We start from the raw sequence: 19,251 nt of genomic DNA, 5'->3' as shown, positions 1-19,251 counted from the left end.
CGCCGCTGGCCGTTCAGCCCAGGGCGGTGAGGGCGTCTAAGATGGCGGCCGGAATGCGCTGCGGCCGCAGGCTGGTGGCGTCTACCCAGCCTATGCGTATGCTGCCTTCGCACAGCAGCGGCGCCTGGACGCCGGGCGCGGCAGCTTGTAAGCGCGCGCTTTGTTCGATCATCAGCGAGGCGCGGCCCGCCTCCTGTACCCGGGCACTCACCAGCAGCACGTCATCCAGCCGGGCTGGACGCAGGTAGCGCAACTGGGTGCCGGTGACGACGAACATGCCGCCGACCTGTTCGCGCAGGCGTTGCTGCTCCACACCCAGGTGGCGCAGCCACTCGGTGCGCGCACGTTCAAAAAATTTCAGGTAGTTGGCGTAGAACACAATGCCGCCGGCATCGGTGTCCTCCCAGTAGATGCGCACCGGCCAGGCGAACGCTGAAGGCAGGGGTGGGGCGGTGTTCACTGCGCTTGCTCCAGCCGGGCCACGGCTTGTTGCAACTGATCCATCGAGCGGGCGGTGGAAAAGCGCAGGTAGTGCCCCGGTTCGGCCACACCAAAGTCGCGCCCGGGCGTGGTGACGAGCTGGCAGCGTCGCAGCAGCTCGTGCGCCAGCGCCCAACTGCCTCCCTGGTCGCCCTGTGCCGTTGGCGCTATGCCCCAGCGCCGACACCAGTGGCGCACGTCGGCCCAGGCGTAGAACGCGCCGTCGGGCCACACCGGCACGCTCAGGCCCAGGCGTTCGAGTGCGGGAATGAAAACGTCGCGCCGCGCCTTGAAGGCGGCGCGGCGGTGTTCGTATTCGGCCAGGCTGTCGGGCTCGAAGCAGGCCAGCGCAGCGTGCTGCGCAATGCTGCTGGCGCAGATGTAGAGGTTTTGTGCCAGCCGCTCGACCGCTGGCACCAGCGCGCGGGGCAAGACCAGCCAGCCCAGGCGCCAGCCGGTCATGCTGAAGTATTTGGAAAAGCTGTTGATGCTGATGATTTCATCGCCCAGTGCCGCGCCGGCGGCGTCGCGCAGTCCGAGCGCGCTGTGGCCGTAGCGCCGATCGAAACTCAGACCCAGATAAATTTCGTCCACCAGCGTGAAGCCGCCGCGCTCGCGCACCCAGCGCGCGATCTGCGCCAGCACCTCGGGCGCGATGCTGGTGCCGGTGGGGTTGGACGGCGAAGCCAGCAGCACACCGCGCGTGGCCGGACCCCAGGCTGCTTGCACCTGCGCCGCGCTGAGCTGGAAGCGTTGCTCGGGGCCGCAGGGAATCAGCACCGCGCGGCCTTCGGCAGCCTGCACGAACTGCCGGTTGCAGGGGTAGCAGGGGTCGGGCATCAGCACCTCGTCGCCGGCCTCGATCAGCGTCAGGCAGGCCAGTTGCAGCGCGGCCGAAGCACCGGCGGTGACGACGATGCGCTCCGGTTCGATCGCCAGTCCGAAGCGCCCGGCGTACCAGCCGCTGATGGCCTCACGCAGCGCGGGCAGGCCGGTGGCCGGCGTGTACTGGCTGCGACCGTCGCGAATGGCGCGCTCGGCGGCGGCTTGCACCAGCGCCGGCGCGGTGAAGTCGGGCTCTCCGATGTTGAGATGGATCATGGGCCGCGCGCCAGGGGGTGCGTGCTGCGCCAGCTCGTGCGCCGCCTTGGCCAGTTCCATCACGTAGAACGGTTCGACGCGCCGGGCGCGTTGGGTGATTTTCATGACCCGGGTTGCGCCACCTTGGTGGATGAACGCGCGCCGGCGCGCGCCGGCGCGGCGTCCACCTCGGCCGCGCGCAGGCGCACGGCGAGCTGGTGCAGCACGCCGTTGACGTATTTGTGGCCGTCGGTGCCGCCGAACGATTTGGCCAGTTCTATGCATTCGTTGAGCACCACGCGCCAGGGCACGTCAGGGCAGTGTTGAAATTCATAGGCGCCAATCCACAGCACGCCGCGCTCGATCGGCGCTATTTCTGTCAGCGGTCGGTCCAGCAGCGGTGTGATGAGTGCATCGAGTGCGCCGGCCTGCTCGACGCAACCGTGCAGCAAGGCCTTGAAGTGTGCTTCGTCAGCCTTGTGAAAACCGGCCAGGTCGCGCGTGAAGGCGTCGATATCGACGGCCGCATGGCGGCCCACCAGGTGCTGGTAGAGCGCTTGCAGCGCGAATTCACGCGCGCGCGTGCGCGCCGATTTGTCGGTGGCTTTGCGCGGCTTTTGGGCGCTGTGCGATGCAGTGCTCATGAATGACCGATCTGTTGCAGCAGCTGCGCCATCTCGATCGCCACGCGCGCCGCGTCGCGGCCCTTTTCGAGCTGGCGGGCCTGCGCCTGTGGCAGGTTTTCGGTCGTCAAAACGGCGTTGACGACCGGCGTCTCGTAATCGAGTGCGACCCGCGTGATGCCCGCAGCCGACTCGTTGGCCACCAGCTCGAAGTGGTAGGTTTCGCCGCGGATGATGCAGCCCAGCGCGATCAGGGCGTCGCAGTCCTCGTGCTCGGCCATCGCCTGCAAGGCCAGTGGCACTTCCAGCGCACCCGGCACCTTGACGTGACGGATCTGTTGGGCTGGTACGCCCAGCGCCAGCAGCTCGGCGTGGCAAGCTTGGTAGAGCGCGTCGGTGACGCCTTCGTTGAAGCGTGCCTGCACGATGCCTATGCTGAGCTTGCTGCCGTCGAGCAAGGGGCTGCTGCCTTTGTCTGTGCCGAACATGAAGAGTTCCGTTTCCTGTTTAAAGTGAGCTGCCAGTGGCCTTAACGTGAAAGTCGGGCTGCGACTCACTTCGCTCCCCTCTCCCGCGTGCGGGAGAGGGGTTGGGGGTGAGGGAGAACGGGCAGGACTTTCATTTTTTGGGGTGGCTTTCAAAGTCATGCCCGTTAGGGTTGAGATAACCGGTGATTTCAAGCCCGTAGCCGGCCATGCTGGGCATGCGCCGCGGCGTGCCCATGAGCTGCATTTTGTGTACGCCACATTCGCGCAGAATCTGCGCGCCCACGCCGTAGGTGCGCAAGTCCATGCGGCCACGCTCGGGTGCCTGCGCCGAGCGCGCCGTGCCATCGAACTGCGCCAGCAGTTGCTCGGCCGATTCACCGCAGTTGAGCAGCACGGCGACGCCGCAACCGGTCTCGCTGATGTGGCGCAGACTGGCCTCCAGGCTCCAGGAGTGCATGGCACGGCCGACTTCTAGGGCGTCGAGCAGCGACAGCGGCTCGTGCACCCGCACCGCCACGCTGTGTTCGGGCGACCACTGGCCCTTGACCAGCGCCAGGTGCAGCGCGCCATTGGGTCGGTCGCGAAAAGCGCTGACGTGAAATTCGCCCGCAGCGGTGTTGAGTGTGCGGCTGCCGATTTTTTGCACCAGGCTCTCGACCCGGCTGCGGTGCTCGATCAGGTCGGCAATGGTGCCGATTTTCAGGCCGTGTTCGACGGCGAACCGTTGCAGGTCGGGCAGCCTGGCCATGCTGCCGTCGTCGTTCATGATCTCGCAGATCACGGCGGCGGGCGAGCAGCCGGCCATGGCGGCGAGGTCGCAGCCGGCTTCAGTGTGACCCGCGCGCATCAGCACGCCGCCGTCTACTGCCTGCAGCGGGAAAATGTGGCCGGGCTGCACCAGATCGTGCGGCCGTGCGCCCGGGGCGACGGCAGCTTGCACCGTGCGCGCGCGGTCGGCCGCCGAAATGCCGGTGCTCACACCCTGCGCCGCCTCTATCGATACCGTGAATGCCGTGCCTTTTTTGTCGCCGTTGCGCGTCACCATGGGCGGCAGTTGCAGGTGTTCACAGTGCTGGCGCGTCAGCGTCAGGCAGATCAGGCCGCGGCCAAAGCGTGCCATGAAGTTGATGGCCTGCGGCGTCACGTGGTCGGCCGCCAGCACCAGGTCGCCCTCGTTCTCGCGGTCTTCTTCGTCCACCAGAATCACCATGCGCCCAGCGCGCAGCTCGGCCACGATGTCGGCCACGGGTGAAATCGGGGTCGGGGTGGCGTTCATGCGGCGTTCCTGGTGGGCAGGCGGGCGCAGGCCAGCATGCGCTCCACGTAGCGTGCAACCGTGTCGATCTCCAGGTTGACGCGGCTGCCTGCGTGCAACTGGCCCAGCGCGGTGTGTTCGACCGTATGCGGAATCAAGTTGATGCTGAATTCACAGCCGCTGGCGCTGTCTTGCAGCTGGTTGACGGTCAGGCTCACGCCGTTGACGCTGACCGAGCCCTTGACGGCCAGGAACTTGGCCAGTTCGGGCGCAGCGCACACGCGCAGTTCCCAGCTCTCGCCGACGCGGTCGAAGTGGCTGACGCTGCCGACGCCGTCTACGTGGCCCGAGACGATGTGTCCGCCCAGCCGGTCGCTGGCGCGCAGGGCTTTTTCCAGATTGATGCGCTCGCCTGCTTGCGTCAGCCCGCTGGTGCACGCGAGCGATTCGGCCGAGACGTCTACGCTGAACTGCCGCCTGGGCACGTCCAGCGCCGCCACCGTCATGCACGCGCCGTTGAGCGCGATGCTGTCGCCCAGTCCGACATCGTCTAGGTAGCCGGGCGGCGCTTCTATTTGTAAGCGCTGGCCGTGCTGTAGAGAACGACCCAGCGCGTGGACGGCGACGATGCGCCCCATGCCGGTGATGATGCCTGTAAACATAGGGGCACATTTTCGCAGGGTTTTGCCGGGGCCGATGCAAGCTCTGTTTCGAGCTGTAGCCGCTCGGTTCCGCGCGGCTTGGACCGGCCTTGGTAGAGAATCGGATTATCAGCCTGGCGCCCATTGGCGCTGCCCACCCGTGTTGCCCTGCGATGCCCGAACTTCCTGAAGTCGAAATCACCCGCCGCAGTTTTGCCGATCAGATCATGGGCGCACAAGTCGGCGCGCTGCGTCTGGGCCTGCCGCTGCGCTGGCCGTTGGGCTGTGCGGCGGCCGACTTGGTCGGGCGTCGCGTGCTGGGCCTGACGCGGCGCGGCAAGTATCTGCTGCTGCAACTCGATCGCGGCTGCTTGCTGCTGCACCTGGGCATGTCGGGCAGTCTGCGTTTTGGCTCTGAACTGGCGCCACCTGGGCGGCACGACCATTTTGATTTGCAAACCGACCGCGGTTGCTTGCGCCTGCACGACCCGCGCCGTTTTGGCGCCGTGGTGTACGTGCCGTCGCTGGACGATGCGCGCGCGCAGCGCTTGCTGGCTGGCCTGGGCGTCGAGCCCTTGGACGCTGGCTTTGAGCCCGAGCGCTTTTACCAGGCCTTGCGTGGGCGTCGCGCCGCCATCAAACAGGTCTTGCTGGCTGGAGATGTGGTGGTGGGGGTGGGCAACATTTACGCCTGCGAGGCTTTGTTCCTGGCCGGCATCAGGCCGACGCTGCGCGCCCAGCGTCTGAGCCGTGCGCGCGTTGCGCGCCTGCACGCGGCGGTGGTGGCGGTGTTGCAGCGTGCCCTGAGCCTGGGTGGGAGCACGCTGCGCGACTTTGCCAGCGCGCAGGGCGAACCAGGTTATTTTCAGCTCGAAGCCATGGTGTACGGCCGCACCGGCCTGCCGTGCCGCACATGCACCCGCACGATCAAGTCGATCCGCCAGGGGCAGCGTTCGAGTTTTTTTTGCCCGCAGTGCCAGACATTTTGAGGCGAAGCCGCCTGCTTGGGTCGGCCAGCGCACGCTGGCGGCCGGGTGCAGTGCTATATTGAACCGAACACAAGTGAGCCCCGTTTGTATGAGCTTCAATCAAGAACTGGACCGGCATGGCGTTTGGCGCAAGGACTTTGCAGCGCGCTTGCAAAACCTGGCCGAGTGGTTGAGCGGCCGCGATCTGCTGGGCGTGGGCGTGCGCGAGCGGCTCGACCACTTGCGAGCCCAACTCAAGAACGACAAGATCATGGTGGCCTTCGTGGCCGAGTTCTCGCGCGGCAAGTCTGAGCTGATCAACGCCATGTTTTTTGCCGATTACGGCCGCCGCATCATGCCTGCCAGCGTCGGGCGCACCACCATGTGCCCGACCGAGATCGCTTATGAGCCGCAGGAGCCCCCTTGCCTGCGGCTGTTGCCGATCGAGTCACGCCTGCAAGCGCAGTCGCTGCTGGACTGGCGTCAGGTGCCGCAGAAGTGGGAGCAGGTGACGCTGGACGTGCATGACCCCGAGCAACTGGCGCTGGCCATTCAAAAAGTGGCCGAGGTGCGCAGGGTCAGCCAGCAGCAGGCCGCTGCGCTGGGTTTTTGGCACGAGGAGCAGCCAGAAGACAACCCGCTGCCCGGTCCGGACGGTCTGATCGAGGTGCCCAAGTGGCGCCATGCGCTCATCAACATCGCGCATCCGCTGCTCAAGCAGGGCTTGGTGATTCTGGATACGCCGGGCTTGAACGCGATTGGTGCCGAACCGGAGCTGACCATCAGCTTGCTGCCGCAGGCGCAGGCGGTGGTGTTCATCCTGGCCGCCGATACCGGCGTCACCAAGTCCGACCTGACGGTCTGGCGCCAGCATCTGGTGGCGCCAGATCAGGTGCGGGAGTCGCGGCTGGTGGTGCTCAACAAGATCGATACCTTGTGGGACGACTTGCGCACGCCCGCGCAGGTGCAGGCGCAGATTGCCGCGCAGCGCAGCGACGTTGCCGCCGTGCTGGGCGTGTCGGCGCCACAGGTGTTGGCGGTCTCGGCGCAAAAAGGTCTGCTGGCCAAGATCAATCATGACCCCGAGCTGCTCGCTGCCAGTCACTTGCTGGAGCTCGAAGCCGCACTCGGCGTCGGGCTGCTGAGCCATAGGCGAGAAATTTTGCGCTCCTCGACGGCGCTTGGGATTGATGCGCTGCGGCGTGAAATCAGCCGTCTGGTGCATATCCGGGCCCGCGACCTGATCGAGCAGGTGCAAGAACTCGAGAGCCTGCGCGGCAAAAACACCAGCGCCATCCGGCAGATGCGCTTGCGCATCGAGCAAGAGCAGGCGCACTTCGACGCCAGCGCGGCCAAGATACAGGCGCTGCGCTCGGTTCATCTGAGGCTGCTCAATGAGTTGCTGGTCTTGCTCGGCGCCACCCACCTCAAGACCGAGGCGCAAAAGCTGGTTGTGGCGCTGCGTCAGCCCGGCATCAAGTTCGGTGTCAAACGCGCCTACGCTGAAACCTTCGAGCGCCTGGGCGCAGGCTTGGTGCGCGCCAACGAACTGGCCATTGAAATTCAGTCCATGCTCGAAGGCAGTTTCAAGGGGCTCAATGCCGAGTACGGGTTTTCGTTGCAGGTGCCCACGCCGCCGCAACTGATGCAATACCAGCACGATTTGCAGAAAATCGAAACCAGTCACGTGCACTACCTCGGACTGGGCAACACGCTGCGGCTGGCCCGGACCGACTTTACCGAGCGGCTCACGCGCGCGCTCATGAGCCGCTTGCGGGTGGTGTATGACACGGCACTGAACGAGCTTGACATCTGGAACAAGTCGGCATCAAGCCAGATCGACGCCCAGTTGCGTGAGCGGCGGCGCCATTTCAGCCGCCGCATCGAGGCGGTGGCGCGGATTCAACACGCCGCCGGTGACCTCGACGGTCGCATCCGCGAGCTCGAGCAACACCAAGCCGAACTCCATCTGGTCGATGCCCAATTGACCGAATTGACCGAGCAACTGATGTCCGACGCGCAAGAGGCGCCGGCCGACGCTGCGCTGGCTTGAGCAAAGAAGACGCGTCAGCCGCGCCGCTTGCAGGGCCAGCGGACTTTGCCCGTCGACTGATCGACTGGCAGCGCCGCTGCGGCCGCCGCGGCCTGCCTTGGCAGCTCGAGCGCGATCCGTACCGGGTCTGGTTGTCCGAGGTGATGCTGCAGCAAACCCAGGTCGCCACCGTGCTGTCGTACTACCCGCGCTTTGTGCAGCGTTTTCCCAGCCTGCAGGCCCTGGCGCAGGCCAGTGTTGACGAGGTGCTGGCGCTCTGGAGCGGCCTGGGTTACTACAGTCGGGCGCGGCACCTGCTGCTCTGCGCGCAGCAGGTGCTGGCGCAGCACGGCGGGGTGTTTCCGCGCAGCGCGCAGCAATTGCAAACCTTGCCAGGCATAGGGCCGTCCAGCGCAGCGGCGATTGCGGCTTTTTGCTACGGCGAGCGGGTTTCCATTCTGGACGGCAATGTGCGCCGCGTGGCTGCGCGGCAACTGGCGTTCGACGCCAACTTGGCGCAGGCCGCAAACCAGCGCCTGCTGGGGCAACTGGTGCAGGCCTTGCTGCCCGAGCAGCCGACGCACGACGACATGATCGCCTACACGCAGGGACTGATGGACTTGGGCGCTACCGTCTGCCTGCGCCGGCGCCCGCTGTGTTCGCTTTGTCCGGTGCAAGACGGCTGCCGCGCCCAGGCAGACGGCAACGCCGCCAGCTATCCGGTCAAGGCAGCGCCGCGCCCGCGTCGATACGAACACTGGTGGTTGTTGCTGCTGCGCCTGCGCTCGGCGACGGCGACTTGCATCTGGCTCGAGCGCCGTGCCGCTCCCGGCATCTGGGCCGGCCTGTATTGCCCGCCGGTGTTCGGCTCCGAGGCCGCGCTGCGGGCCGCGCTGGCGCCGGTTTTACACCACGGTCTGCACCCGCTCGAGCCACGGGCGCACAGCCTGACCCATCGTGAACTGACCTTGCACCCGGTGCTGCTCGATCTCGGCGCGTCTGCCTGTGCGCCGCCGACCGGCGCCGGCCAATGGGTCGGCGCGCCAGCCTTGTCGGCCCATGGGCTGCCCGCGCCGGTGCGGCGCATGTTGGCCCACGTGCTGGGCTGAGAGGCTTTTGGCCGAACGGGCCGCCCTTAACGTGAAAGTCGGGCTGCGACTCACTTCGCTCCCCTCTCCCGCGTGCGGGAGAGGGGTTGGGGGTGAGGGAGAACGGGCATGACTTTCATTTTCCGGGGTGGCTTTCAAAGTCATGCCCGTTGGCTATGCAAAATCGCCACCGATCGGCCGCGCTGGCCGCGTCGGCCAGCCGTCGATTTCGCGGTGGCGTACGCGTGTGGCCCAGTCGCTGGAAAAAGTCATGGCCAACTGCTCGACCAGATAGACCGATCGGTGCTGGCCGCCGGTGCAGCCAATCGCCACCGTGACGTAGCTGCGGTGGTCGCGCAACATCTGCGGCAGCCACAGGCGCAGAAATTGCGTGATCTGCTGTTGCATTTGAACCACCTCGGCTTGCGCCGCCAGAAACGCCGCCACCGGCGCATCGCGTCCGTTCATGGCCTTGAGCGCGGCTTCGTAATGCGGGTTGGGCAGCATGCGCACGTCAAACACGAAGTTGGCGTCCATCGGCAGGCCGCGTTTGAAGGCAAACGACTCGAACACCAGCGTCAGCGGCGCTTGCACCGGTCCCAGCAGGCTCTTGATCTGGCTGCGCAACTGGGCCGGCAGCATCAGGCTGGTGTCGAGCACCAGGGCTTGTTCGCGCAACTCGCTGAGCAATTCGCGTTCGTGCTCGATGGCGTCGCTCAGGTCGCAGTGCTGTTGCTTGCCCTGCGGGGTGGACTGGAGCGAGAGCGGGTGCAGGCGGCGCGTTTCGGAAAAGCGCCGCACCAAGGTGTCGGTGGTGGCGTCGAGAAACAGCGTCGTCAATTGCACCGGGCGTTCGGGGTGGTGCGGCAGCTCGGCCAGACGTTGCGGCAGTCCCGGCAGAGAAGCGGCGCTGCGCACGTCAATGGCTATCGCAACCTTGTTGGCGCGGTGGCTTTGATCGAGTTCGATGAAAGCCGTCAGCAACTCGGGTGGCAGGTTGTCGACACAGTAGAAGCCTACGTCTTCCAGCGCCGTGAGCGCGACCGACTTGCCCGAGCCGGACATGCCGGTGATGAGTATCAGATGCACACCAGGTGTGGGCAGCAAGATCATGGTCTGTCTTGTGGTTGGGCGAGCATTTCGCGTGCGTGCGCCAGCGAGGCTTGTGAACTTTCGCCGCCACCGAGCATGCGCGCGAGCTCGCGCACGCGTGCCGACTGCTCGATTTCCTGCACCGTACTGACGGTTTGCCCGCCGCTTTGCTGTTTGTTCACCAGCAGGTGTTGCTGGGCGCAGGCCGCCACCTGCGCCAAGTGGGTCACGGCCAGCACCTGGCGCTCGGCGCCGAGTTGGCGCAGCAGTTGCCCCACAGTGTGCCCCACCATGCCGCCAATGCCGGCGTCAACTTCGTCGAAGATCAGCGTGGGTGCCTGTCCCAAGCGGCTGGTGACGACCGAAATGGCCAGCGCGATGCGCGCGAGCTCGCCCCCCGAGGCGACTTTTCCGATCGGGCGCGCCGTCACGCCGCTGTGGCCGGCGACCAGGAATTCGACCTGATCCCAGCCGTGCGGCTGCGGCTCATCCAGCCGAAGCAGCTCGACCTCGAAGCAGCCTCCTTGCAGGCCCAGCGTCTGCATGGTCTGGGTCACGGCCTGCGCCAGCCGGGGTGCGGCTTGCTGGCGCTGGTTTGACAAGTCCTGCATTTCAGCCTGCAGCACGTCCCAGGCCTGGCGTTCGGCCAGCAGCAGCGCGTCCAGGTCGAGCGCTTGCTCCAGGGCCGATAGTTCGGCTTTGCGCTGCACGTGCAGCGTGGCCAGGTCTTCGGGCGCGCAGCGCTGCCGGCGTGCCAGCGCAATCCACTGCGCCAAGCGCTGATCCAGGCTGTCCAGGCTGGCCGGGTCCAGGTCGATCGAGCGGGCGTACTGGCGCAGGCTGTGCACGCTGTCGTCCACCTGCGCCAGGGCGGCTTGCAGTTGTTCGGCAGCAGCGCCCAGGCGTGGTTCGATGTGGGCCTGCGCGGCCAAGGCGTTGCAGGCGCGGTGCAACAGGCGGGTTGCGTTGCTGTCGTCCTCAGCCAGTGCGGCGGTGGCGGTTTGTGCTGCGCTCAACAGCGCCTGCGCATGGGCCAGGCGGCTGTGTTGTTGATTCAGATCCTGCCATTCGCCGGGCTGCGGCGCGAGTTGGTCGATCTCGCCAATCTGCCAGCTCAGGCGCTCACGCTCTTGCTGCAGGCTGTGCTGGCGCTCGCGCGCGCCCTGCAGTGCTTTGCGCTGCACGCGCCAGTGGGTCCAGCAGCGCTGCGCGGCTGCTGTGTCGAGGGCGGCGAAGCCGTCGAGCAGTTGGCGCACCGCGTCCGGGCGCGTCAGGCTTTGCCAGGCGTGCTGGCCGTGAATGTCCACCAGTTCGCCGGCCAGCGCCCTGAGTTGGTTCAGGGTGGCGGCGCTGCCGTTGATCCAGGCGCGGCTGCGGCCGTCGGCGTCGACCGTGCGGCGCAGCAGCAGGTTGTTGTCTTCGGCGCTCAAACCCTGTTCTGCCAGCCAGGGCAGCAGCGTGCCGGGTAGATCGAATTCGACCGCGACCTCGCAGCGCGCAGCGCCTTCGCGCACCACGCCGCTATCGGCGCGCGCGCCCAGCGCGAGCTGCAAGGCGTCGATCAGGATCGACTTGCCGGCCCCGGTTTCGCCGGTCAGCACGCAAAAGCACGCGCGCAACTCCAGCTCGAGTTCCTGCACGATGACGAAGTCGCGCAAAACGATGCGTCTAAGACTCATAAACGCGGCATTGAGTGAAAATTGTCGAATAGGCAACAGACCCGCTCAGACGATGTCGCGGGTGTGAAACTCGAAGCGGCCGCGGCGGCGGTCAGAAAAATAACAGTCCAGCGTTTCCTTCACGGTGCGAAAGGCGATCTCGTCCCAGGGAATCTCGGCCTCGCTGAACAGGCGCGCTTGAATCGTTTCGCTGCCGGGCTGGAAGTGGGTGTTGAGCAGGCGCGCCCGGTAGTACAGGTGTACCTGGCCGACGCGCGCCACGTTCATCAGCGTGAAAATGGCGCCGATTTCAAACTGCGCGCCAGCTTCCTCGGTGGTTTCGCGCGCCGCGCCTTCGGCGGTGGTCTCGCCCAGCTCCAAAAAGCCGGCCGGCAAAGTCCACTTGCCGCGGCGCGGCTCGATGTTGCGCTGGCACAGCAGCACGTACTCGCCCGACTCGCCCCACACCGCCACGGTGCCGACGACGTTGAGCGGGTTTTCATAGTGAATGGTGCCGCAGGCCGGGCAGACCGCGCGCGCGCGGGTGTCGCCGTCGTCCGGGATGCGGTAGACGACGCGGTTGCCGCATTGTTTGCAATGTTGGATCGGGCTGCGCTGCATGGCGCAAAGTGTAGGGGGAAAACCAGATCGGTCGCCGTCTCATCAACGCGCCGCCTGCCGGCAGCGGTATCGGTGTATCGTTCGGGCATGCAAGCCGCCCATGAACCTGTAGCCCACGAATGGCACGCCCATGGTCTGACGCTGCGCCGCGTCGCCATCGACACTTACCACGAGAACGTGGCCTATTTGCATCGCGACTGCGCGGTCTATCGTGCCGAGGGTTTTCAGGCCCTCTCGAAAGTGGAAATCCGCGCCAACGGCAAATGCATTCTGGCCACGCTCAACGTGGTCGATGACGCCAGCATCGTTGGCTGCCAGGAGCTGGGTTTGTCGCGCGACGCGTTTGCCCAGCTCAAGGCGGCCGACGGCCACCCGGTGGCGGTGTCGCAGGCCGAGCCGCCCGAATCGATTCCGGCACTGTTTCGCAAAATCAACGGCGAGCGCCTGAGCCGCGCCGACTTTGGCGCCATCGTGCGCGACATCGCCGCGCTGCGCTACTCCAAGATCGAGCTGACCGCCTTTGTGGTGGCCTGCAACCGCAGCGAACTCGACCGCGAAGAGGTGTATTTCCTGTGCGATGCAATGGTCGCCAGCGGACGTCGGCTCGACTGGCACGCCTCGCTGGTGGTCGACAAGCACTGCATCGGCGGCATTCCAGGCAACCGCACTTCCATGTTGGTGGTGCCCATCGTTTCCGCCTACGGGCTGGTGTTTCCCAAGACCTCGTCGCGCGCCATCACTTCGCCCGCCGGTACTGCCGACACCATGGAAGTGCTGGCCAACGTCGAACTGCCGTTCGAGCAGCTCACCGGCTTGGTGCGCAAACACCGGGCTTGTCTGGCCTGGGGCGGTACGGCTGATTTGTCGCCGGCCGACGACGTGCTGATTTCGGTCGAGCGGCCGCTGTCGATCGACTCGCCCGGGCAGATGGTGGCCTCCATCCTGTCGAAAAAAATAGCCGCTGGCGCCACCCATTTGGTGCTCGATATTCCGATTGGCCCCAGCGCCAAGGTGCGCTCCATGCCCGAAGCGCAGCGTCTGCGCCGTTTGTTCGAGTACGTCGCGCAGCGCCTGCAGCTCTCGCTCGAGGTCGTCATCACCGACGGCCGCCAGCCGGTGGGCTGCGGCGTCGGGCCGGTGCTGGAGGCGCGCGACGTCATGCAGGTGCTGGAAAACGATCCACGCGCGCCGGATGATCTGCGCCAAAAGTCGCTGCGGCTGGCCGGGCGCATCATCGAATGCAGCCCCGATGTGCGCGGCGGCGACGGTTACAAACTGGCCCGCGACATTCTCGACTCGGGCCGCGCCCTAGCGCAGATGCGTGCCATCATCGCAGCCCAGGGTGCGCGCGACTTCGACCACCAGCACCCGCCGCTGGGTGCGCTGACCTTGGAGGTGCGTGCCACCGAGGCTGGCGCGGTGATCGACATCGACAACCGCCAGATCGCGCGCGTGGCGCGGCTGGCCGGCGCCCCCAAAGTCAAGGGCGCCGGAGTCGATCTGAATGTCAAACTGGGCGAGACGGTGGCGGCGGGCGATCTGCTGTACCGCGTCTATGCCAGTTACTCGGCCGATCTGGAATTTGCCCGCCAGGCCAGCGCCCAGGCCAGCGGCTACCGCATCGGCAGCGCGGCGCAGGTGCCGCACGTGTTCGTGGAGTTCTGATGGCTGATCCGATTGCCGCCGCAGGAGGCTGCCTGCTGTGCTTCGACGACGAACAGGGCATCGCAAAGGCCGCGGCCGATGCCGCCGGGCTTGTCTGGGCGCAGGTCGAGCGCCACCGCTTTCCCGATGGTGAATTGCGGCTGCGCCTGCCATCGGCACTGCCCGCGCGCGTGGTGATCTGGCGCAGCCTGCAGCAGCCGAACGAAAAGCTGCTCGAATTATTGCTGTGCGCGCGCAGCGCCCGCACGCTGGGCGCGCGCCACCTGACCCTGGTCGCGCCCTACCTGGCCTATATGCGGCAGGATACGGCGTTCCATCCGGGCGAGGCGGTCAGCCAGCGCATCGTCGGCGATTTTCTGGCTGGCTTGTTCGACGCCGTCATCACCGTCGATCCGCACCTGCACCGCGTGGCCTCGCTGTCCGAGGTGCTGCCGCAGGTGCAGGCGCTGGCGCTGAGTGCTGCGCCGCTGCTGGCCGATCACATTGCCCGCCAGCGCGCCGAGGTGCTGCTGCTCGGGCCCGACGAGGAGGCTTTGCAGTGGGTTGCGCGGGCGGCGCAAGGCCATGGCTGGGACTATGCCGTCTGCCGCAAGCTGCGGCACGGTGACCATCAGGTCGAGATCGAGCTGCCGGCGCTGCCGTTGGCCGGGCGGGCGGTGGTGCTGATCGACGATGTGGTCAGCTCAGGGCACACGCTGGCGCGCGCCTGCGAGCTGCTGCGTGCCGCCGGGGTGGCTTCGGTCGATGTGGCGCTGACGCATGCGCTGTTTGCCCCGGGCGCCGAAGACCGCGTGCGCGCCGCCGGTGTCGGCGCGATCTGGAGCACCGATTGCATCGCCCACCCGAGCAACTCCGTCAGCATCGTCCCGGCGCTGGCGGCTGCGCTGCGCAGCCTTTGAAGTCTCTCAAGGCCATTTCTGCGCTGCATGTTTCACGCGCGGAATTTCGGCGACCTTGCCGACAACTCGGTAAATTACTCTGATGGCGTGCAAAGGGCAGGGCGTGCTGACAGACGGCGCAAAGAATAAAATCGGGTTCAACCAGGCGCCAAAGGATTTTCATGGGACGCACGCTCTACGACAAGATATGGGACGAACACGTCGTCCACACCGAGGACGACGGCACCGCCGTGCTCTACATCGACCGGCACCTGGTGCACGAAGTCACCAGCCCGCAGGCCTTTGAGGGTTTGCGTCAGGCCGGCCGCAAGCTCTGGCGCATCAGTTCGGTGGTGGCCACGGCCGACCACAATACGCCGACCACCGGCTGGGAGCTGGGCTACGACGGCATCACCGACGCGGTCAGCAAAGAGCAGATTCGCACGCTCGATAGCAATATCGCCGAATTTGGCGCGGCCGCGTATTTCCCTTTCATGTCCCGGCGTCAGGGCATCGTGCACGTGATCGGGCCGGAAAACGGCGCCACCTTGCCGGGCATGACGGTGGTCTGCGGCGATAGCCACACCTCGACCCACGGCGCATTTGGCGCGCTGGCGCACGGCATTGGCACCAGCGAGGTCGAGCACGTCATGGCGACGCAGACCCTGCTGGCCAAAAAAGCCAAAAACATGCTGGTGCGGGTCGACGGCGAGCTGGCGCCCGGTTGCAGCGCCAAGGACATGGTGCTGGCCATCATCGGCCACATCGGCACCGCCGGCGGCACCGGCTACACGATTGAATTTGCCGGCAGTGCGATTCGGGCGCTGTCGATCGAGGGCCGCATGACAGTCTGCAACATGGCCATCGAGGGCGGCGCGCGCGCCGGTCTGGTGGCGGTGGACGAGAAAACCATCGCCTACTTGCAGGGCCGGGCGCTGGCGCCGGGTCTTGACCGCCCAAGCGGTCGTTTTGTCGGCGGCCCGCTGTGGGAACAGGCGCTGGCATATTGGCGCGGCCTGCATTCAGACGCCGACGCCCATTTTGACGCCGTGGTCGAACTCGATGCCGGCCGCATCGTGCCGCAGGTCAGTTGGGGCACATCGCCCGAGATGGTGCTCGGCATCGACGCCCGGGTGCCCGACCCCGAGCAGGAGAAAGACGCCAACAAGCGCGCCGCCATCGAGCGCGCGCTCGGCTACATGGCGCTGACGCCGGGCAAGCCCATGAACGATATTTTTGTCGACAAGGTGTTCATCGGTTCATGTACCAACAGCCGCATCGAAGACCTGCGCGAAGCCGCTGCGGTGGTGCAAAGGATAGGGCAAAAAGTGGCCAAAAACATCAAGCAGGCGCTGGTGGTGCCAGGCTCCGGGCTGGTCAAGGAGCAAGCCGAGCGCGAGGGCTTGCACCATATCTTCAAGGCGGCTGGTTTTGAGTGGCGTGAACCCGGCTGTTCGATGTGTCTGGCCATGAACGCCGACCGGCTGGAGCCAGGCGAACGCTGCGCCTCCACCAGCAACCGCAACTTCGAAGGCCGTCAGGGCGCGGGCGGGCGCACCCACCTGGTCTCGCCCGCGATGGCGGCAGCAGCGGCCGTGCACGGCCATTTCGTTGACGTGCGGCAACTGGCCTGAGCGTCGGTTCGAGCGCGTGTTTTTACCGAGAGGAAAACCCATGAAACTCGTCACTACCCTGTTTCTTGCCAGTCTGTTGCTGGCGCTGGCGGGCTGCAACACGGTGCAAGGCATTGGCCAAGACGTGCAACGCGGCGGCCAGGTGCTGCAAGACGCCGCCAGACGCTGAGCCCATGAAAAAATTTACTCTGCATCGGGGCCTGGTGGCCCCGATGGACCGCGAAAACGTCGATACCGACGCCATCATCCCCAAGCAGTTCCTCAAGTCGATCCGCAAGACCGGCTTTGGCCCGAATCTGTTTGACGAATGGCGCTACCTGGACAAAGGCGAACCGGGCCAAGACCCGGCATCTCGCCAGCCCAACCCAGACTTTGTGCTCAACCAGCCGCGTTACGCCGGCGCCAGCGTGTTGCTGGCGCGCAAGAATTTTGGTTGCGGCTCCAGCCGCGAACACGCGCCGTGGGCGATTGAGCAGTACGGTTTTCGTGCCATCATCGCGCCCAGCTTCGCCGACATTTTTTTCAACAACTGTTTCAAGAACGGCCTGCTGCCGATCCCGTTGCCGGCGCAGACGGTGGCGCAGTTGTTCGACGAGGTACACGCCTTCCCAGGCTATCAGTTGCTGATCGACCTGGAGCGCCAGCTCGTGATCAAGCCGCAGGGCGAGGAAATCGCGTTCGAGGTGCAGCCATTTCGCAAATACTGCCTGCTCAACGGACTCGACGACATTGGCCTGACCCTGCGCCACAAGGACAAGATCGCCGCCTTCGAGGCGCAACGCCTGGCCAGCAAACCCTGGCTGGCCAACACCCTGTAGCTGCGCCGCCGCCGGCTCCCCTTCACACACCCAAAACATGAAAATCGCAGTTCTCCCTGGTGACGGCATAGGCACCGAAATCGTCGCCGAAGCACTCAAGGTGTTGCAAGCGCTCGATCTGAGCCTGGAGCTGGAACACGCCCTGGTCGGCGGTGCCGCCTACGAGGCGCACGGCCACCCACTGCCCGATTCGACGCTGCGTCTGGCCCAGGCGGCCGACGCGGTCTTGTTCGGCGCCGTGGGCGACTGGAAATACGACCGGCTCGAGCGCAGCTTGCGCCCCGAACAGGCAATTTTGGGCCTGCGCAAACACCTGAAGCTGTTTGCCAACCTGCGCCCCGCCATTTGCTACCAGCAACTGGTTGCCGCCTCCAGTCTCAAGCCCGAGCTGATCGCCGGCCTGGACATCCTCATCATCCGCGAGCTGACCGGCGACATTTACTTTGGTCAACCACGCGGACGCCGTGTGGCCACTGATGGCCACTTTCCCGGTGCCGAAGAAGCCTTCGATACCATGCGCTACAGCAAGCCCGAGATCGAGCGCATTGCCCATGTGGCGTTCCAGGCGGCGCGCAAGCGGCAGAAAAAAGTCACCAGCGTCGACAAGGCCAACGTGCTGGAGACGTTTCAGTTCTGGCGCGACGTGCTGACCGAGGTGCACCAGCAGTACCCAGACGTCGAACTCGAACACATGTATGTAGACAACGCCGCCATGCAACTGGTGCGCGCGCCGAAGAAGTTTGACGTCATCGTCACCGGCAACCTGTTTGGCGACATTTTGAGCGACGAAGCAGCCATGCTGACGGGCTCTATCGGCATGCTGCCTTCGGCCTCGCTCAACGCCCGCAACCAGGGTTTGTTCGAGCCCAGCCACGGCAGCGCACCCGATATTGCCGGCCAGGGCGTGGCCAATCCGCTGGCGACCATTCTGAGCGCGGCCATGATGCTGCGCTTTAGCCTGAACCAGCCGGCGGCGGCGCAGCGCATCGAGGCCGCGGTGCAAGCCGTGTTGGCCCAGGGTTTGCGCACCGCCGACATTTTCAGCCCCGGTAGCACCCGGGTCGGCACGCGCGAGATGGGTGACGCCGTGGTCAAGGCGCTGCGCGCGAGCTGACGCTGCGCGCCAGCGCTCAGGGCTCAGCGCTCAGGGCTCAGCGCTGGCTCAGGCTTGCTCCAGCAAGCGCCGGGCGGCGGCTTGCAGCGACGCGGCCGAGCGGTCGTGCAGCACGACGCAGTCGCGCGTTTGTGCGAACCGGCTGAAGTGGCGCGCCATCGATTGCGCGTATAGCGGGTCGTAATGCCGGCGCAGCAATTGCTCCACCACCGCTGCCGTCTGCCCGCGCTGCACCAGCTCGATCCAGTGCTCGACCACGCTCTTGCCGCAGGCTTGCGTCAGGGCGTGCAGGCGCCGACAAAAGAACGCCGGGTCCTGCACGAAATAATCGTAGTCTTGCAGCAGCAGCTCGACGCGCTCGGCCGTGGCCAATTGCAGGTCGGTGCAGGGGCTGGCACGCATCGCCTCGACCAGGGCGTCTGGCAGGTGCAGGTTGCCGACTTTCTTGCTTTCGCTCTCCAGAAAAACCGGCCGTGCCGGGTCAAAGTGGCGCAAGGCGTGCCAGATGTGCGAGTCAAAGGCTTTCTGGCTCGGCTGCGGCCGACCGGGCACATGGCCCAGCACCGAGCTGCGGTGGCAGGCCAAGGCTTCCAGGTCAAGTACCTGCGCGCCCTGCGCGGCCAGCGCTTGCAGCAAGCGGGTTTTGCCGCTGCCGGTGGGGCCGCAGAGCACACGGTAGCGCAGGCGCGCGGCTTGCGCTGGCAGGTCGGCCAGCAGGGCGGCGCGCCAGGCTTTGTAGCCGCCTTCGATCAGCGTGATCTGAAACCCGATCGCGCCCAGTACGGTGGCCAGCGCGCCGCTGCGCTGACCACCGCGCCAGCAATACAGCAGCGCGCGCCAGTGTTTGGGCTTGCCGATGATTTCACGTTCGATGTGGGCGGCAATATTGCGCGCCGCTACAACCGCTCCGTGCTTCCTGGCTTCAAACGCGCTGACCTGTTTGTAGAGGGTGCCTATGTGCGCGCGCTCGGCGTTGTGCAGCGTGGGCCAGTTGAGGGCGCCAAACAGGTGGTCGAGCGCGTATTCGTCTTCGCTGCGGGCATCGATTACGCAGTCGAAATCAGCCAGCCGCAACAGGGCTTGGGTCGCGTTCAGGGTATGAATCGGCATGGGGTT

Annotated in this window: 19 protein-coding genes; 9 read left to right on the top strand and 10 right to left on the bottom strand. The window is 65.9% G+C overall.

The genetic code is table 11. From position 1 onward, the window contains the following. Positions 1-13: 13 nt before the first annotated feature. The 6 genes from ybgC to EST26_RS07575 form a co-directional block, all read right to left on the bottom strand. Positions 14-460 carry a tol-pal system-associated acyl-CoA thioesterase gene (gene ybgC, locus EST26_RS07600; RefSeq protein WP_291066702.1) on the bottom strand — a complete coding sequence of 149 codons (447 nt, stop codon included), beginning with the start codon at positions 458-460 and terminating at the stop codon, positions 14-16. Next, positions 457-1,686: a pyridoxal phosphate-dependent aminotransferase gene (locus EST26_RS07595; RefSeq protein WP_291066700.1), complete on the bottom strand. Its 1,230-nt coding sequence runs from the start codon at positions 1,684-1,686 to the stop codon at positions 457-459. Before EST26_RS07595 ends, ybgC begins: the two co-directional genes overlap by 4 nt. Continuing rightward, on the bottom strand, positions 1,683-2,204 hold the full coding sequence (gene nusB / locus EST26_RS07590) for a transcription antitermination factor NusB (protein ID WP_291066698.1): 522 nt from the start codon (positions 2,202-2,204) through the stop codon (positions 1,683-1,685). The genes EST26_RS07595 and nusB overlap by 4 nt, the downstream gene beginning before the upstream one ends. Further along, positions 2,201-2,671: a 6,7-dimethyl-8-ribityllumazine synthase gene (ribH, locus tag EST26_RS07585; protein ID WP_291066696.1), complete on the bottom strand. Its 471-nt coding sequence runs from the start codon at positions 2,669-2,671 to the stop codon at positions 2,201-2,203. Before ribH ends, nusB begins: the two co-directional genes overlap by 4 nt. 130 nt (positions 2,672-2,801) lie before the next feature. After that, entirely contained in the window at positions 2,802-3,947 is a 1,146-nt protein-coding gene (gene ribBA, locus EST26_RS07580; protein ID WP_291066694.1) for a bifunctional 3,4-dihydroxy-2-butanone-4-phosphate synthase/GTP cyclohydrolase II, read from the bottom strand. Next, entirely contained in the window at positions 3,944-4,588 is a 645-nt protein-coding gene (locus EST26_RS07575; RefSeq protein WP_291066692.1) for a riboflavin synthase, read from the bottom strand. Before EST26_RS07575 ends, ribBA begins: the two co-directional genes overlap by 4 nt. Before the next feature lie 152 nt (positions 4,589-4,740). On the opposite strand from EST26_RS07575, the gene mutM reads away from it, so the two are divergent. From mutM to mutY, 3 genes are all read left to right on the top strand, one after another. Beyond that, positions 4,741-5,556, top strand: coding sequence for a bifunctional DNA-formamidopyrimidine glycosylase/DNA-(apurinic or apyrimidinic site) lyase (gene mutM, locus EST26_RS07570; protein WP_291066690.1), 816 nt, complete (start codon positions 4,741-4,743; stop codon positions 5,554-5,556). An 88-nt stretch (positions 5,557-5,644) separates the two neighbouring features. Further along, positions 5,645-7,588: a dynamin family protein gene (locus EST26_RS07565; RefSeq protein WP_291066689.1), complete on the top strand. Its 1,944-nt coding sequence runs from the start codon at positions 5,645-5,647 to the stop codon at positions 7,586-7,588. After that, entirely contained in the window at positions 7,585-8,676 is a 1,092-nt protein-coding gene (mutY, locus tag EST26_RS07560; protein ID WP_291066688.1) for an A/G-specific adenine glycosylase, read from the top strand. Before EST26_RS07565 ends, mutY begins: the two co-directional genes overlap by 4 nt. A 153-nt stretch (positions 8,677-8,829) precedes the next feature. Here mutY and rapZ read toward each other — a convergent pair whose 3' ends face one another. Genes rapZ through EST26_RS07545 form a run of 3 tightly spaced genes read right to left on the bottom strand, consistent with a single transcriptional unit; the run spans position 8,830 to position 12,026 of the window. Beyond that, positions 8,830-9,768 (bottom strand): RNase adapter RapZ, encoded by a 939-nt coding sequence (gene rapZ / locus EST26_RS07555; protein WP_291066686.1) that lies wholly within the window; start codon positions 9,766-9,768, stop codon positions 8,830-8,832. After that, the gene (gene recN / locus EST26_RS07550; RefSeq protein WP_291066684.1) at positions 9,765-11,426 is read right to left on the bottom strand and encodes a DNA repair protein RecN; all 1,662 of its coding nucleotides are present in this window, start codon (positions 11,424-11,426) and stop codon (positions 9,765-9,767) included. Before recN ends, rapZ begins: the two co-directional genes overlap by 4 nt. A gap of 45 nt (positions 11,427-11,471) precedes the next feature. Further along, positions 11,472-12,026 carry an NUDIX hydrolase gene (locus EST26_RS07545; protein WP_291066682.1) on the bottom strand — a complete coding sequence of 185 codons (555 nt, stop codon included), beginning with the start codon at positions 12,024-12,026 and terminating at the stop codon, positions 11,472-11,474. Between the two features lie 87 nt (positions 12,027-12,113). Between EST26_RS07545 and EST26_RS07540 the strand changes: the two genes are divergently transcribed. From EST26_RS07540 to leuB, 6 genes are all read left to right on the top strand, one after another. Next, positions 12,114-13,691, top strand: coding sequence for a thymidine phosphorylase family protein (locus tag EST26_RS07540; RefSeq protein ID WP_291066680.1), 1,578 nt, complete (start codon positions 12,114-12,116; stop codon positions 13,689-13,691). After that, entirely contained in the window at positions 13,691-14,590 is a 900-nt protein-coding gene (locus tag EST26_RS07535; RefSeq protein WP_291066678.1) for a ribose-phosphate diphosphokinase, read from the top strand. Before EST26_RS07540 ends, EST26_RS07535 begins: the two co-directional genes overlap by 1 nt. Positions 14,591-14,751: 161 nt before the next feature. Further along, a complete protein-coding gene (leuC, locus tag EST26_RS07530; protein ID WP_291066676.1) occupies positions 14,752-16,203 on the top strand; it encodes a 3-isopropylmalate dehydratase large subunit in 1,452 nt (483 codons plus the stop codon). Positions 16,204-16,243: 40 nt separating this feature from the next. Beyond that, positions 16,244-16,372 (top strand): entericidin A/B family lipoprotein, encoded by a 129-nt coding sequence (locus tag EST26_RS07525; RefSeq protein ID WP_291066675.1) that lies wholly within the window; start codon positions 16,244-16,246, stop codon positions 16,370-16,372. 4 nt (positions 16,373-16,376) lie between these two features. After that, the gene (leuD, locus tag EST26_RS07520; protein ID WP_291066673.1) at positions 16,377-17,021 is read left to right on the top strand and encodes a 3-isopropylmalate dehydratase small subunit; all 645 of its coding nucleotides are present in this window, start codon (positions 16,377-16,379) and stop codon (positions 17,019-17,021) included. Positions 17,022-17,058: 37 nt separating this feature from the next. Beyond that, positions 17,059-18,135: a 3-isopropylmalate dehydrogenase gene (gene leuB / locus EST26_RS07515; RefSeq protein WP_291066671.1), complete on the top strand. Its 1,077-nt coding sequence runs from the start codon at positions 17,059-17,061 to the stop codon at positions 18,133-18,135. Between the two features lie 48 nt (positions 18,136-18,183). On the opposite strand, the gene mnmH is transcribed toward leuB, so the two are convergent. Then, entirely contained in the window at positions 18,184-19,245 is a 1,062-nt protein-coding gene (mnmH, locus tag EST26_RS07510) for a tRNA 2-selenouridine(34) synthase MnmH (protein WP_291066669.1), read from the bottom strand. Positions 19,246-19,251: the final 6 nt, after the last annotated feature.

It is taken from the genome of Hydrogenophaga sp., from assembly GCF_014773545.1.
Lineage (GTDB): Bacteria > Pseudomonadota > Gammaproteobacteria > Burkholderiales > Burkholderiaceae_C > Hydrogenophaga.
This window is presented reverse-complemented; position numbering and strand designations above follow the sequence as displayed.

Coding starts and splice junctions, on each gene's coding strand:
- leuD (WP_291066673.1), top strand. CDS start 16,377: ATGAAAAAATTTACTCTGCATCGGGGCCTGGTGGCCCCGATGGACCGC.
- leuB (WP_291066671.1), top strand. CDS start 17,059: ATGAAAATCGCAGTTCTCCCTGGTGACGGCATAGGCACCGAAATCGTC.
- EST26_RS07565 (WP_291066689.1), top strand. CDS start 5,645: ATGAGCTTCAATCAAGAACTGGACCGGCATGGCGTTTGGCGCAAGGAC.
- leuC (WP_291066676.1), top strand. CDS start 14,752: ATGGGACGCACGCTCTACGACAAGATATGGGACGAACACGTCGTCCAC.
- ribH (WP_291066696.1), bottom strand. CDS start 2,671: ATGTTCGGCACAGACAAAGGCAGCAGCCCCTTGCTCGACGGCAGCAAG.
- recN (WP_291066684.1), bottom strand. CDS start 11,426: ATGAGTCTTAGACGCATCGTTTTGCGCGACTTCGTCATCGTGCAGGAA.
- mnmH (WP_291066669.1), bottom strand. CDS start 19,245: ATGCCGATTCATACCCTGAACGCGACCCAAGCCCTGTTGCGGCTGGCT.
- EST26_RS07575 (WP_291066692.1), bottom strand. CDS start 4,588: ATGTTTACAGGCATCATCACCGGCATGGGGCGCATCGTCGCCGTCCAC.
- EST26_RS07595 (WP_291066700.1), bottom strand. CDS start 1,686: ATGAAAATCACCCAACGCGCCCGGCGCGTCGAACCGTTCTACGTGATG.
- rapZ (WP_291066686.1), bottom strand. CDS start 9,768: ATGATCTTGCTGCCCACACCTGGTGTGCATCTGATACTCATCACCGGC.
- ribBA (WP_291066694.1), bottom strand. CDS start 3,947: ATGAACGCCACCCCGACCCCGATTTCACCCGTGGCCGACATCGTGGCC.
- mutM (WP_291066690.1), top strand. CDS start 4,741: ATGCCCGAACTTCCTGAAGTCGAAATCACCCGCCGCAGTTTTGCCGAT.
- EST26_RS07540 (WP_291066680.1), top strand. CDS start 12,114: ATGCAAGCCGCCCATGAACCTGTAGCCCACGAATGGCACGCCCATGGT.
- EST26_RS07545 (WP_291066682.1), bottom strand. CDS start 12,026: ATGCAGCGCAGCCCGATCCAACATTGCAAACAATGCGGCAACCGCGTC.
- EST26_RS07535 (WP_291066678.1), top strand. CDS start 13,691: ATGGCTGATCCGATTGCCGCCGCAGGAGGCTGCCTGCTGTGCTTCGAC.
- nusB (WP_291066698.1), bottom strand. CDS start 2,204: ATGAGCACTGCATCGCACAGCGCCCAAAAGCCGCGCAAAGCCACCGAC.
- EST26_RS07525 (WP_291066675.1), top strand. CDS start 16,244: ATGAAACTCGTCACTACCCTGTTTCTTGCCAGTCTGTTGCTGGCGCTG.